Raw genomic sequence first — 12,521 nt, forward strand, 5'->3', positions numbered from 1 at the left:
AAAGCTTATTTAGTCACATTAAAAATGTAAGACAAACACTTTATTTTTACGTACAACCATAAATTTCCAATAAAACATGACAAATAGCATGCCGCAACGGCAATGACCGCTCAGCGCCGTTTCAATGGATATACGTAAGAAAGCCGCATATGGATGCGGCAATTGGACAAGTACTTGTTTCTTGGGGAAAAGTCAGCGCGCAGGGCGAGTTGAGTCGGAAAGGAAAAACAACAATCAGCGGGCGCGCACAACCTGGTTGCGGCCATTGCGCTTGGCCACATATAGCGCCTCGTCAGCGCGGCTGTAGGCACTTTCAAATGGAGTGCCCGCGGCACTCCAGCTCACGCCAAAGCTGGCAGTCATCGCCCGTTCGATCGGAGATGGAAAAACGTGCGTTGCCACGGCAGCACGCATGTACTCCGCCAGTTGCATGGCATCGTCCAGCAGCAGCCCAGGCAACATGACGGTGAATTCCTCACCGCCGACCCGACCAATCTGCCCGATCTCACCCACCACCGACTGCAGTTGCTCCACCACCGCGCACAGCACCGCATCGCCCGCCGGATGGCCGAAGGTATCGTTGATGCGTTTGAAGTGGTCCAGGTCCAGCACCACCAGCGCGATATCGCTGTGCAGCAGTGTGTCGTTGCACAGTTCGATCACCGCACCACGATTGAGCACGCCAGTGAGCGTGTCGTGGCGGGCGCGGTAATCCAGGTTGATGGCCAGCGTTTGCAGCCGCTGGTTAAGCACATTCATTTCGCGCTCTTGCCGGTCGCTGCGCTGAATCAGCCGCCGCGTTTCACGCAACAAGCGCTCGTAATGCCCGATCAACTCACCCAGCGCCAGCCGCTGGATGCCCGCCGGCGCATGCACGTCGTCATACACCACGCTCGCCTCGGCCAGCGCAGCGTGTTCCAGGTCAAACAGATCAGGATCAGTACCAGGCATGTGTCGGCTTCAAACGCCGCTCAGTGCGTGATCGTGAAAATCCAGCGCGCCAAAGTCATCCTGCAATTCCTGACCGAACTCCAGAATGGTGTCGTCGTCTTCGTCGTGATACCAGTTCAGGGTGACGTGATTGCCCATCAGCGCGGCCTGATTGAAGGCATCGAACAGATTGAACAACACTTTGGTGCTGGAGCTATTGAAGTAGGCCAGTGCCACGTTGACCTCGATATTGGCCTGCTGGCAGCCCGCGAGATACGTGCGCACGTTGGCAATGATTTCGCCATAAAAGGCGGCCGCGTTTTCCGGATAGGACTCGCCTTTGAGCGACAGCACGTGTTGGCTAAAACGGAAATCGACCTCAGGCGAGGTCGGCGTGGCGGCGATAAACAGGTTGTCCATGATAAGTCCTGGTGTTCTGGTCGGTCAGATAATGGCTTTGATATAAAACATGCACAGATCCGGCTCGTGCGGCATCGGCACAAATTCAAATTCCAGTGGCACGCTAGCGTCACGCGCCATGGTCAGAAAGCCCACGCCAGCGCCTTTGCTGTCTTCGGGCGCATCCGAGCGCAGTGCTTCTTTGTAGGCTTGCTTGATTTCTTCCAGCGTCATCGAGCGCAATGGCTCGATCCGCTGGCGCAGTGCTTCGGCTGAATCGGCTTTGATCGGGTTGGCGCACAGCAGGTAGTAGTGATCATCCTGAATGCCGATGCACACCGATCCATGGCGTACTTCGTGGTTATCCAGATCAATCGGCGTCAACGCGTCGGCCGAATAATGGATGATGTTTTGCGACATCTCGACAAAAGACGAGAACAGTTTGCGCCGCGTTGGGCCAGCCATTCCGCTGACTTCCAGTCGCAGCTTGAGCGCATCTGCCATGGCACCGATAATGTGCTGCGAAAAATAGCCTACGTAATAAAAAATCACATGGCGCTGCCGCGCGGCATCACAAAAGTCGCGGTATTGCTGATAAATCATGTCGTGCTCCGGCAACGTACTCATATACATGTTCAGTTCAGTCATGGTTGGGTGCCACCGATGCGCACACATAAGCAGGTCAGGTCATCGCGGCGCGTTTCGTCCACTTGCCAGTTGGCCAGTTCGATCAGCAAATCGTCGGTAATCTGCGTTGTACTCTGATGGCGTCGCGCCACGATAGCGTCGCGGATACGCCGTTTGCCAAAGGCAATTTGCTTGCGCCCGCCAATCTGGTCTACCAGACCGTCGGTGGTCACAAACAACAAGGTGTTCGGCGTCAGTGGCAGCACGCGGTTGGTCCACTGGTGGTCCGCATTGCTGTCCACATAACCCACGCCAGCCCGATCACCCTCGATCATTTCAATTTGCGGAGCGTCTGGGTAAAGCAGATACAACGCGGTGCGGGCGCCGGCAAAGGTCAGCGTTTGCGTGGCGTTATCGAACCACATAAAGGCCGCATCCAGCCCGTCATTGGATTCAGCCAGTTCGCTGCGTTCTGCCGTCTGCCCCAGCATCTGTTTAATGCCCCGGCTTACCAGCCCCATTAAGTGGGCCGGATCACGCGGGTTGTTGCGCTCAATCGCCTGAGCCAGCATGGACGACGAAATCAGCGTCATGAAGGCGCCGGGCACGCCGTGGCCGGTACAGTCAGCAATCGCTGCAAACCAGCCATCGGCAAAGCGGGCAAAGTGATAGAAGTCGCCACCCACCACATCGCGCGGCTCCCACACCAGGCTGGCATCGGTCAGCGTTTCGGCCAGCGCGGCCCGCGACACTTGCAAGGTCGCACGCTGGATCACACTGGCGTAATCAATGCTGTGCATGATCTGGCGGTTTTTCTCCGCCTGCATGTCGGCCACCACGCGCATCAACTGCAAGCCGTGGCCCACGCCCGCGTATTGACCATCACGGGTAATGATGAAGCCGTCGGCCAGTGCTTTTTCGCCATACTCAACGGCGCGAAAAGTCAGGCTTTCGATGCCCAGGTTGGCTTCAGCAATCAGCGGTTCTTTGTCCATAAAAGCAATGCAGCTTTTTTTGCCGTACAGCTCGCGATGAAACGGCTTGGACATTTGCGACATAAAAATATTGCGGTTGATCAGCCCGATCGGGCGGCCGTTTTCCACCACCGGCAAGCTGATCAGTTCGCGCTGGTCGTTGAAGACATCCAGCACGGCTTGATTGGTTTCTTCTGAAGTAATTGCGGTCGCGACGACGCACAAATCGGCAGCTGAAGGCTGGCGAAAACGCGGCAATGAACCACGTGAGGCATTAAATTGCGCTGGCATCGGGCAACCCTTACGGGACAGGAATGCGCAATTTGTATCAGGAAATTATTAAATGCTGATTACGATAACAGTTTGTTCAGCAGATTTCTTACAGGCGTTGGTCGGTTGGCGGCCCGTTTTCACCTCAGGCAAGCGACCTGGTCTGCATGCCCTGCCACAACACCACCGCCTGCGCGAGCCACAGCGCGTCGTCCAGCGGCAAGTCATGCCCGGCGTGAGCATTGATCTGCAGTGGCCAACCGGTGGCCTGCGCCAGTTGCGCCGAACAGTAGGGATCAACCAGCCGGTCCTGTGCGCTGGTCACCACCAGCGCCGGGCAGCGCGGCCAAACTTTGGGCGCCTGAAAACGCGCTGCGGCCAGTAACTGACGCAACAGGTTGGCGACAGAGACCGGATGTGCGGTTTGCCACGCGACCCAGTCGGCCAGCACTTGCGAGCGTCGCGCTGGCAGGTTGCTGGTCAAAGCCAGAATGCCTTGTTCGCGCAGGGCTGTTTTCTGCCCAAGCAGCCCCAACAATGCGGGATAACTTTGCCAGCGCAAACGGCGCCAGAATGGTGCCAGCGCCGACAGACTGGTGTTCACCAATACCAGTCGCGCCACTTCAGCCGGATAGCGGCTAGCCCAATCCAGCGCCACCATGCCGCCCAGCGACAATGCCAGCACGTTCACCGGGCCTTCGGCCAGCACTGGAGCCAACTGTCCACGCAAGTGCTCGCATTGTTCGGCGACGGTCACACCAGCGTTTTCTTGCCATAAATAGCCATTACCCGGCAGATCTGGCGTAAGCACCGGCACATCGCCCAGCGCCAGCTGCAATCGCTGCGGAAACTCGCCCCAGTGCCGTGCTTCACGCCCGAGCCCGCGCAATAGCACCCATGGCCGGGCGTTGTCTGGCGCTGGCAAGTGGGCTGGATCAAGTGCCATTGCGATACCACAGGTTCATGGCTTCACGCCGGTGGCGCGCGCTGCGCTGATCGCCCGCCAGCCAGCGCTCTTCGCTGCCAGCCAGCCGAGTGAGGAATTCCATAAACGCCAGATGCGTGCGCATCACCCGCTGCTGGCGATGCGGCGCCACCGGGTTGAACGCGCCAAGACGCGAAAACAACTGCCGCGGATTTTTGCGCACCCATTTCCACGAACCCATTTCCAGCGTGAGCGGTAAAAACAGCTGGTCCGGATTGCGCTCCCGCGCTTGCAGATAGAGGTGATCCCACAAATCGCCATGCGTGAGGTACTGGTGACTCTGCGGTTCAAATACATAACGATGATGCGGATACGCCTGGTCGAACAGCGTTTTGAGGGTGTAAATCTCCCCCACCGATTCAATGGGGCGACGGCTGCCCGCCAGCGGAAACCAGATGCGGTCATGCATGCCAAAACCGGAGTGGCAATCGAGCATCAAGACCTGGCTGCGCTGCTGGATTTCCTGTTCGACCACCGCACAGAGCGCTTCGCTTTCTGGCTGCATCCATTGGCCATGTGCCCCGCGATACCACGGCAGCCAACTGCCAATACGATGCCCCCCCAGCAACCAGGGCACCGGGTCGATCGCATCAAGTGGCGCGTTGCGCATCAGATCAACCCCGGCAGGATTGGAACGACGTCGCTTGAGCATGCCCCCCGGATTTACCAGCGGCATGAACAACAAGCGGACCCGGCTTAGCTGATGTTCCAGTACTGGGTCCCAATGCAGCCGAGTCAGCAGGCTGTGTAGAAAAGTGAGCACCACCTGGGTACCGATGCGTTCCAGTCCGTGTACGCCACCAAAGAAGCCCACCAGCGGCGCATCGGGCGCCGAACTACCCAGCGTCAGCACCATGATGGGCAAGCAGTACTGCGCCACATTGACCTCGGCGACAGTACGCACAGTGAGTCGCCCCTGGCCCATCTTGATAAGACGTTCCAGTTGGGCCAGCTCGGGAAGAAGGTCGTTGAGTGGAGTCACGGTAGCGCGCTAATTGAACTGGAAACAGCATAGCCAGTCCGCGCTCGGGCAGCCGTGACGCTTTCATGACAAGTATGGCCAGAGCGCGCGATCCGCCCAGCCAAAGCAGGATTTTTGTATCGGGCGTGTATCTCTCGGTGACTTCACTATTTGTGGGGCATATGCTCTAACCATCAAGAGGTTAGCGCACGCACGCGCGCTGACCGGCCACGCTTTTTTATGTGTTGAACCATTCCTGCCGCTTTTCCGGGAGCCCGCGCCAGCAAATGCAGCTAGTCAGAGCGGATGAATGAATGGTTCTTATATCTAGAGGATAAGAACATGGTTACTTCAGTCAGCGCAGTTTCGTCCACCTCGGCCATTGGCAGCACCACGCAAAGCACCAGCAGCAGTTCCAGCACCAGCTTGCAGCAACAACTGGCAGCGCTGGAGAAACAACTGGCCACCGCCGAAGCCAACGCCAGCACTCCGGCAGGCGCCGCGCAGGTGCAGTCCATCGAGTTGCAGATCCAGACCATCCAGCAAGAAATCGCCGCCCAGCAGAACACGGCGACTCAGGCTGCCGCTACCCCGTCCATTACGACGGCATCGGCAGCGACATCCACAGCGGGCACGCTGGTTAATACTTCTGCCTGATCTAGAACACTGGCCTCGCTCAGACTGCGAGGCCACCTTGTTCTGCCCCATTCAGGCCATTTTGTGTATTTTGCCGACTCACTCACATCACGTCGGGCTGGTGTTTGTCTATACTTTCCGCGTTCGGCTTCTCCTTCAATAGCTGGCGGGCGTCGCGCCTGCCCTCTCGCGGAATGAATCACCTCATGTCTTACCTATCTCGCCGTCAATTGCTGACCGGCGCAGCGGCCTTGTTTGCCTTCGCTCGTTTGCCCGCCAACGCAGCCACCAACGCTAGCCCCGTCGCCACGGCTTCGGCCCGCTTGCAAGAACTGGAAAACCGCGTCGGTGGTCGTCTTGGCGTGCTGGCACTGGATACCGGCACGGGTCAGCGCATTGCGCATCGGGCAGATGAGCGTTTCCCCATGTGCAGTACCTTCAAGTTTTTGCTGGCAACGGCGATCCTGGCGCGGGTGGACGCCCACCAGACGCAACTGGAACAGCCCGTTAAATACAGCAAGGCGGACTTGCAGGAATACGCACCGATTGCCCGGGAGCATCTGGCGCAAGGCCAATTGAGTGTCGGCGCACTGTGTGCCGCCGCAGTGCAATACAGTGACAACACCGCCGCCAATCTGCTGCTGGATATGGTTGGCGGCCCGGCGCAACTGACCGCGTTTTTACGCGCTCACGGGGATGCCGTTACCCGGCTGGACCGCAATGAGCCGTCGCTGAATACTTGTATTCCGGGCGATCCACGCGATACCACTACGCCAGCCGCGATGCTGGCCACCATGCAACGCATTTTGTTGGGCAATGATATTTTGTCGGCCGCTTCGCGCCAGCAACTGGCCACCTGGCTGCGCGGCAATACCACCGGCACCGCCAAAATCAAGGCCGGTTTACCGGCGGACTGGCAGATCGGCGACAAGACGGGCTCGGGCAATGCCGGTGCGGCAACCAACGATATCGCCATTATCTGGCCACCACAGCGGGCGCCGATTCTGGTCACGGCGTATATCCACGGCAACAAGGTCACGCCAACCGAACGCGAGCAATCCACGCTGGCCGAAGTGGGTCGTCTGGTACACGCCAGTTTTAGTTAAAACCCGACCGGAATAGCGCGCCTGGCTGCGGGCGGTTTCCTGCCATTCAGAGGTGCCGGTTGACAGCCCGGCGCCCTGTACCCGTATCATTCGCCCTGACCAAGCAGGCCCCGCCCGCACTTTTCTGGCCGATCCTGCTGATTTGACAGGACTTTTGTCGATCAACCGGCATCGGATCGAGCCTCTCTGGACTGCCGCAAAAACCGCTGACGTTGCCATGAGTGAACGTCAGAGCGCTCTTGGCGGCAGCTATTTCATATATTGATCTTTGTGATCTGAATCAGGAAACCACCATGCCGATCAACCATTTTGACCTGCAGCGCCTCGCCGCTGTGCGCCTCAAAGAATCCATGCGCAAGAAGGGCTCGCCCGACCGTTTTGGCAAAGCATCGTCCGAAGGCAAAACCGATGATGGCAAAGAAGCCAAACCATCGCTGCTGGGTCGTTTGCTCAAAGACCACGTCGAACCCAAGTAAGCAGCATGCCGTAATTCGCGAACTCCGCTCTCAGGTGTTCGCGGGCAACGCGGCATCCAGCAGGATCTTTGCCACCAGCGGCAAAGCGGGCAACAGGCTGTTGCCCGGAGCATAAGTCTGGCTGGCGGTATAAGCACCTTCAATCAGCAGCGCCAGCCCGGCGGCCAGGCCGGGCGCATCGCTCGCTCCGGCGGCATGCGCCAGTTCTGTCAAAGCGGCCAACAAGCGCGCCTTGTTACCCGCCACCATTTGCCGGGCAAAGTGTTCGGTATCCGGAAATTCCGCAGCGATATTCACAAACGGGCAGCCGCGATAGCCCGGTGTCGCCGTGCGCGCAGCCAGATCGGTAAAAAACTGTTCCAGTTGCCGCCGCGGCTGACCTGGATGTTTATCCAGGCTGGCATGCAGGTAGGCCAGGAATTTTTCGTCGCGCCGCTGCAAATACTGCTTGAGTAAATCATCTTTGGATTCAAACTGTCGATACAGGCTCATCTTGTTGACACCAGCCCGTTTGACCACGGCGTCGATCCCGCTGGAGCGGGCGCCTTCCTGATAAAACAACTCTTCCGCCGCATCCAGAATCTGGCTGTGCGCCAGTGCACCCTGCGTGACTGTGCGTGGGGCGGCTGCTTTTTGCGGGGTCATCGTTGCATACTCCATTGCATAAGTGTTGACAATGTTACCGCTCGGTCACTAACATCTCAAGCAAATGTTACCGGTCGGTAACAATTCACTCAAAAACCTGGCCTCGGTGGCAGAGAGAGAAACCTATGTATGCATTCGCGCGCTGGTCCAAAGGCCGTTTCCATTACGGCTGGGTCACCCTGGCCGTAGTCTTTTTGATCATGCTGATTACCGCCGGCACGCGTTCCACACCCAGCGTCATGATGGTGCCGCTAGAGCACGACTTCGGCTGGAGCCGCACCACGGTATCGCTGGCTTTGTCGATCAACCTGGCGCTGTTCGGCTTGATGGGCCCATTCGCCGCTGCCGCCATGCAGCGCTTTGGCTTGCGCCGCACCGTGCTCACCGCACTCACCATTCTGGCGATTGGCGTGGGCTTATCCAGCCTGATGACCTCCACCTGGCATATGGTGCTGATCTGGGGCGTATTGGTGGGCATGGCTACCGGCGCAACTTCAATGACGCTGGGCGCCACTGTGGTAAATCGCTGGTTCAGTCAACGGCGTGGTCTGGCGATGGGCATCCTCACCGCCAGCTCCGCCACCGGGCAGTTGCTATTTCTGCCATTGATGGCGGCCATTGTGGAGCGCTACGGCTGGCGGCCGATTGTGCTTACCGTTGCCGCACTGGCTGTACTGATCTTGCCATTGATTGCTTTCTTGCTGCCGGAACGCCCCACCAGTGTTGGGCTGCGCCCGTTCGGCGAGCCAGTGGATGCTCCGGCCGATCAAGTTGCCAGCCACATAAACCCCATCAAAATCGCCTTTGACGCGCTGGGCAAAGCTAGCAAATCGCGTGACTTCTGGCTGCTGTTCTTCAGCTTTTTTATCTGCGGGGCCAGCACCAACGGCTATATCGGCACCCACTTTATTGCCATGTGTGGCGATTACGGATTGTCGGAAGTGAAAGGCGCCAGCATTCTGGCAACGATGGGTTTGCTTGATCTGGTGGGCACCACGTTCTCCGGCTGGTTATCAGACCGCTTCAATAATCGCGTGCTGTTGTTCTGGTATTACGGCCTGCGCGGCCTGGCGCTGATCTTTTTGCCGTACGCATTTGGTATCACCTACTTTGGCCTGCCGATCTTTGCTTTCTTCTATGGGCTGGACTGGGTTGCCACGGTACCGCCCACCGTGCGGCTGACCACCGACGTATTCGGCTCCCGCGATGCGCCAATTGTGTTTGGCTGGATTGTCGCCGGGCATCAATTAGGGGCCGCCTTTGCCGCGCTGGGTGCGGGCATGTTGCGCAACAGTCTGGGCTCGTACACCGTCGCCACCATGATTTCCGGCGGACTGTGCGTAGTGGGGGCGATCCTGGTATTGCGTATCCACCGGCGCGCCATGGTCCCGGCCATCGCCTGATTGCTGATCCCCACCACGGTGCGCGTAGAGTTAGCCGTGTCACAACAGGTGTCGTCATTACACCCGCGACACACATGCGCACTTAGCCTTGCGGTCTTTTCCCGGTAGAGTGCGCTCGGTGCCTTGCCTTGACACCGGCCTCACTCGTCAACACCCGCATTGCGTCGGGCGTTGTTCCATTCCAGTTTGTTACCGCCGCTCCGCGTCGTCGAGCCAGGATCATCATGACCGCCGTTTTCTGGCTGCTTTCTTTATTGCCGCTTAGCTGGGCACAAGCTTTGGGGGCGTGGTTGGGCGCCGGTGCTGCCCGCTTGCCGGGCCGTTATGGCACGCGTCTGCAGCAAAATTATCTGCAAGCCTTTCCCGAGCGGACTTTGGCGCAACTGCAGGAAGCTCGCCGTGCTGCCGGGCGCATGCTGCTGGAGACTCCCTATTTCTGGATGCGTAACAACCCGGTTGAGGGCTTGAACATAGCCCCAGCCAACTTCCATGAAGCGACGGATGTCTTGCTGGCCCGAGGCAAAGGTTTGATTCTGCTGTCGCCGCATCTGGGCGGTTTTGAATTGCTGGGGCCATTGTTTGCCCAGCGCTATCCATCCACCGTATTGTTCAAGCCGCCGCATCGCCCATGGTTGCGCGACTGGGTTGAACGCACCCGCAGTCGCCCGAATCTGGCCATGGCCCCGGCCACGCCACGCGGTGTGCGTATGCTGGTCAAAGCGCTCAAGCGTGGCGAAACCATCGGCATCTTGCCGGATCAATGTCCAGGTGGTGGCGAAGGCGACTGGGCGCCATTTTTTGGCAAATCGGCCTACACCATGAATCTGGTGCAGCGTTTGCAGGCACTCAGCGACGCACCGATTGTGCTGGTCTTCGCCGAGCGTTTGCCCGGTGCGCGCAGTTATCACATCCATATGGAAGTGCTTACCGAGCCATTGTCCAGTGACCGTCAGACTGCCGCATCGCATCTGAACAGCAAGCTCGAACAGCTGATCGCCCGCGCGCCCGAGCAATATCTGTGGGGCTATAACCGCTACAAACATCCGCGCGGCGCGTGAGAAGGCACCTGCAAAGACAAAGCGGGCGAGCCTGATGAGCGCTCGCCCGCCTGAGTTGTAACAGAGTTAGTTCTTGACCAGCCCGCCGTCGACCACCAGATTTTGCCCGGTGACTGCGCGCGACCACGGCGACAGGAAGAACAACACCGCATCGGCAAACTCGTCCGGCGTGGTCACCCGGCGCAGCGGCGTCAGGCTGGCGATGATGTCGAACACCGCTTCTGGCGTGGCCGCGCTGGCATCGGTCGTGCGCAACAAGCCGCCAGACACCATATTCACGGTAATGCCGTCCGGCCCCAGATCATTTGCAGCGGTACGTGTCAGCGACAGCAGCGCCGCTTTGGCCGCGGTGTAATCGTGATAAGGCACCACCGGGTTCTGGAACAGATTAGTCCCCACGTTCACCACGCGACCAAAACCTTGCGCTTGCATGCCGGGCAGCGCGGCCTGGATGGTGTTGAGCGCACCTTTCATCGCTCCGGCCAGTTGTTGTTCGAAACGCTGCCAGGTGATCTCGCCGATCTTGGGGCGGGCGTCACCATCAAAGCGAAAATCCACCAGCGCGTTGTTCACCACCGACACGATCGGCTGGCCGGTTTGTGCTTGTGCTGCCTGGAACAGCGCTTGTACCTGCGCGGCATCGGTCACGTCAGCCTGAAGGGCAATGGCGCGCGGGCCAAGCTCGGCTGCCAGCGCCTGTGCTGCAGCGGCGCTCTGGTGATAGTTGATGATTACCCCGGCGCCTTCACGCGCCAATGCGCGAGTAATCGATGCACCCAGACCCCGCGCGCCGCCAGTCACCAGTACCCACTGTTCGGAAAGCTTCATTTCAACCTCGTCATGTTGGAGTTGGCGTTACTTTACGGCACAACGCGTTCATGCAAAATGCCTGGTTCGCACTAGCTGGCCAGCCCGGTACATCGCGCGGCAATTGAGGCAGCGATTCAACCGTGGCAAAGTGGACATTCATCCACATCCTGTTTGAGTCACCCGTGCCCGACCACCCCGACCCCGCCAGTATTCCAGCCAGCGCCATATGCCCGCTCTGCGGCGGCCTGAACGGCTGCGCCATGGTGCAATCGGGGCCGGACGCCGCCGCCAGCTGCTGGTGCATGAGCGTCACGGTAGATGCCACGGCGTTGAGTCAGCTACCGCCAGAGCAGCTTGATCGCGCCTGTTTGTGCCCGCGCTGCCTGCAAGCGGGCCACTAGGCCTCGCGGATCATTCCACCCAATAAGTCCCCCGACGAACTGCGCAGGTTGGGCGGACGTGCCAGGTTGTGCAATGATTTGCGGCGACATCAGTCAACGCCAGTGAACGCCACGCACAAGGATGCACCGACATGATCGATCTGTATTACTGGACTACGCCCAATGGCCACAAGGTCACGATTTTTCTGGAAGAGACCGGGCTGAATTACACCATCCACCCGATCCATATCGGCAAGGGCGAGCAGTTTGCTCCGGCCTTTTTGAAAATCGCGCCCAACAACCGTATTCCAGCCATTGTGGATCAGCATCCGCTGGATGGTGGCGAGCCGTTTTCCTTGTTTGAGTCGGGGGCGATTCTGGAATATCTGGCCGACAAAACGGGCGAGTTTTTGCCACAAAATGATGTGCGCGGTCGCTTTACCGTGCTGCAGTGGTTGTACTGGCAAATGGGCGGCGTGGGGCCGATGGCCGGGCAGAATCACCACTTTGGCCGTTATGCACCCGAGCCGATTCCGTATGCGATTGACCGTTACGTCAAAGAAACCGCCCGACTCTACGGCGTGCTGGATCGGCAACTGGCGGACAAAGACTACGTCGCCGGGGACTATTCGATTGCCGACATGGCCATTTACCCATGGGCCAAATTGTGGGAAGGCCAGCGCCAGAAAATTGAAGACTTCCCGCATATGGCGGCGTGGCTGGAGCGCATGGCGGCCCGGCCTGCGGTACAGCGTGCTTACGCGCTGGTGGAACAGATCAACACTGATCCACAAGCGCTGATGACCGCCGAAGCGCGCAAGCTGCTGTTTGGTCAGGACCCGAAATAGCCCAGAGCCGCCC

At 58.9% G+C, this 12,521-nt stretch carries 15 protein-coding genes; 7 read left to right on the top strand and 8 right to left on the bottom strand.

The window, feature by feature from the left end; all coding sequences use genetic code 11:
* Nucleotides 1-234: 234 nt before the first annotated feature.
* The 6 genes from P4L78_RS22290 to P4L78_RS22315 form a co-directional block, all read right to left on the bottom strand.
* The gene (locus P4L78_RS22290; RefSeq protein WP_283148063.1) at nucleotides 235-951 is read right to left on the bottom strand and encodes a diguanylate cyclase; all 717 of its coding nucleotides are present in this window, start codon (nucleotides 949-951) and stop codon (nucleotides 235-237) included.
* A 9-nt stretch (nucleotides 952-960) separates the two neighbouring features.
* Nucleotides 961-1,350 carry a DUF1987 domain-containing protein gene (locus P4L78_RS22295; protein ID WP_283148062.1) on the bottom strand — a complete coding sequence of 130 codons (390 nt, stop codon included), beginning with the start codon at nucleotides 1,348-1,350 and terminating at the stop codon, nucleotides 961-963.
* Nucleotides 1,351-1,374: 24 nt separating this feature from the next.
* Nucleotides 1,375-1,977 (bottom strand): SiaB family protein kinase, encoded by a 603-nt coding sequence (locus P4L78_RS22300; RefSeq protein ID WP_309330843.1) that lies wholly within the window; start codon nucleotides 1,975-1,977, stop codon nucleotides 1,375-1,377.
* On the bottom strand, nucleotides 1,974-3,221 hold the full coding sequence (locus tag P4L78_RS22305) for a SpoIIE family protein phosphatase (protein ID WP_309330845.1): 1,248 nt from the start codon (nucleotides 3,219-3,221) through the stop codon (nucleotides 1,974-1,976). Before P4L78_RS22305 ends, P4L78_RS22300 begins: the two co-directional genes overlap by 4 nt.
* A gap of 124 nt (nucleotides 3,222-3,345) precedes the next feature.
* Nucleotides 3,346-4,146 carry an alpha/beta fold hydrolase gene (locus P4L78_RS22310; RefSeq protein WP_283148059.1) on the bottom strand — a complete coding sequence of 267 codons (801 nt, stop codon included), beginning with the start codon at nucleotides 4,144-4,146 and terminating at the stop codon, nucleotides 3,346-3,348.
* Nucleotides 4,136-5,167 carry a M14 family zinc carboxypeptidase gene (locus P4L78_RS22315; protein ID WP_283148058.1) on the bottom strand — a complete coding sequence of 344 codons (1,032 nt, stop codon included), beginning with the start codon at nucleotides 5,165-5,167 and terminating at the stop codon, nucleotides 4,136-4,138. The genes P4L78_RS22310 and P4L78_RS22315 overlap by 11 nt, the downstream gene beginning before the upstream one ends.
* Before the next feature lie 321 nt (nucleotides 5,168-5,488).
* Here P4L78_RS22315 and P4L78_RS22320 point away from each other — a divergent pair, with 321 nt between their 5' ends.
* The 3 genes from P4L78_RS22320 (at nucleotide 5,489) to P4L78_RS22330 (ending at nucleotide 7,364) form a co-directional block, all read left to right on the top strand.
* Nucleotides 5,489-5,803 carry a FlxA-like family protein gene (locus P4L78_RS22320; protein WP_309330848.1) on the top strand — a complete coding sequence of 105 codons (315 nt, stop codon included), beginning with the start codon at nucleotides 5,489-5,491 and terminating at the stop codon, nucleotides 5,801-5,803.
* A 185-nt stretch (nucleotides 5,804-5,988) separates the two neighbouring features.
* A complete protein-coding gene (gene bla, locus P4L78_RS22325; protein ID WP_309330850.1) occupies nucleotides 5,989-6,888 on the top strand; it encodes a class A beta-lactamase in 900 nt (299 codons plus the stop codon).
* 293 nt (nucleotides 6,889-7,181) lie between these two features.
* On the top strand, nucleotides 7,182-7,364 hold the full coding sequence (locus P4L78_RS22330; RefSeq protein ID WP_283148055.1) for a hypothetical protein: 183 nt from the start codon (nucleotides 7,182-7,184) through the stop codon (nucleotides 7,362-7,364).
* A 30-nt stretch (nucleotides 7,365-7,394) separates the two neighbouring features.
* Here P4L78_RS22330 and P4L78_RS22335 read toward each other — a convergent pair whose 3' ends face one another.
* Nucleotides 7,395-8,009 carry a TetR/AcrR family transcriptional regulator gene (locus P4L78_RS22335; protein ID WP_309330852.1) on the bottom strand — a complete coding sequence of 205 codons (615 nt, stop codon included), beginning with the start codon at nucleotides 8,007-8,009 and terminating at the stop codon, nucleotides 7,395-7,397.
* A gap of 125 nt (nucleotides 8,010-8,134) precedes the next feature.
* On the opposite strand from P4L78_RS22335, the gene P4L78_RS22340 reads away from it, so the two are divergent.
* Nucleotides 8,135-9,412, top strand: coding sequence for an MFS transporter (locus P4L78_RS22340; RefSeq protein WP_309330854.1), 1,278 nt, complete (start codon nucleotides 8,135-8,137; stop codon nucleotides 9,410-9,412).
* 128 nt (nucleotides 9,413-9,540) lie between these two features.
* A complete protein-coding gene (locus tag P4L78_RS22345) occupies nucleotides 9,541-10,470 on the top strand; it encodes a lysophospholipid acyltransferase family protein (protein ID WP_309330856.1) in 930 nt (309 codons plus the stop codon).
* Nucleotides 10,471-10,536: 66 nt separating this feature from the next.
* Here the strand turns inward: P4L78_RS22345 and P4L78_RS22350 are convergent, their stop codons facing one another.
* On the bottom strand, nucleotides 10,537-11,298 hold the full coding sequence (locus tag P4L78_RS22350; RefSeq protein WP_309330858.1) for a 3-oxoacyl-ACP reductase: 762 nt from the start codon (nucleotides 11,296-11,298) through the stop codon (nucleotides 10,537-10,539).
* 122 nt (nucleotides 11,299-11,420) lie between these two features.
* Between P4L78_RS22350 and P4L78_RS22355 the strand changes: the two genes are divergently transcribed.
* Together P4L78_RS22355 and P4L78_RS22360 are read left to right on the top strand one after the other, a co-directional pair.
* Nucleotides 11,421-11,681: a cysteine-rich CWC family protein gene (locus tag P4L78_RS22355; RefSeq protein WP_309330861.1), complete on the top strand. Its 261-nt coding sequence runs from the start codon at nucleotides 11,421-11,423 to the stop codon at nucleotides 11,679-11,681.
* Between the two features lie 131 nt (nucleotides 11,682-11,812).
* Nucleotides 11,813-12,508 (top strand): glutathione S-transferase N-terminal domain-containing protein, encoded by a 696-nt coding sequence (locus tag P4L78_RS22360; protein WP_309330863.1) that lies wholly within the window; start codon nucleotides 11,813-11,815, stop codon nucleotides 12,506-12,508.
* Nucleotides 12,509-12,521: the final 13 nt, after the last annotated feature.

It is taken from the genome of Silvimonas sp. (genome assembly GCF_031291215.1).
Taxonomy (GTDB): domain Bacteria; phylum Pseudomonadota; class Gammaproteobacteria; order Burkholderiales; family Chitinibacteraceae; genus Silvimonas; species Silvimonas soli.

What these genes read in the sequence shown, in the direction of transcription:
- P4L78_RS22290 (WP_283148063.1), bottom strand. Translation starts at nt 951, where the DNA reads ATGCCTGGTACTGATCCTGATCTGTTTGACCTGGAACACGCTGCGCTG.
- P4L78_RS22295 (WP_283148062.1), bottom strand. Translation starts at nt 1,350, where the DNA reads ATGGACAACCTGTTTATCGCCGCCACGCCGACCTCGCCTGAGGTCGAT.
- P4L78_RS22300 (WP_309330843.1), bottom strand. Translation starts at nt 1,977, where the DNA reads ATGACTGAACTGAACATGTATATGAGTACGTTGCCGGAGCACGACATG.
- P4L78_RS22305 (WP_309330845.1), bottom strand. Translation starts at nt 3,221, where the DNA reads ATGCCAGCGCAATTTAATGCCTCACGTGGTTCATTGCCGCGTTTTCGC.
- P4L78_RS22310 (WP_283148059.1), bottom strand. Translation starts at nt 4,146, where the DNA reads ATGGCACTTGATCCAGCCCACTTGCCAGCGCCAGACAACGCCCGGCCA.
- P4L78_RS22320 (WP_309330848.1), top strand. Translation starts at nt 5,489, where the DNA reads ATGGTTACTTCAGTCAGCGCAGTTTCGTCCACCTCGGCCATTGGCAGC.
- bla (WP_309330850.1), top strand. Translation starts at nt 5,989, where the DNA reads ATGTCTTACCTATCTCGCCGTCAATTGCTGACCGGCGCAGCGGCCTTG.
- P4L78_RS22330 (WP_283148055.1), top strand. Translation starts at nt 7,182, where the DNA reads ATGCCGATCAACCATTTTGACCTGCAGCGCCTCGCCGCTGTGCGCCTC.
- P4L78_RS22335 (WP_309330852.1), bottom strand. Translation starts at nt 8,009, where the DNA reads ATGACCCCGCAAAAAGCAGCCGCCCCACGCACAGTCACGCAGGGTGCA.
- P4L78_RS22340 (WP_309330854.1), top strand. Translation starts at nt 8,135, where the DNA reads ATGTATGCATTCGCGCGCTGGTCCAAAGGCCGTTTCCATTACGGCTGG.
- P4L78_RS22350 (WP_309330858.1), bottom strand. Translation starts at nt 11,298, where the DNA reads ATGAAGCTTTCCGAACAGTGGGTACTGGTGACTGGCGGCGCGCGGGGT.
- P4L78_RS22360 (WP_309330863.1), top strand. Translation starts at nt 11,813, where the DNA reads ATGATCGATCTGTATTACTGGACTACGCCCAATGGCCACAAGGTCACG.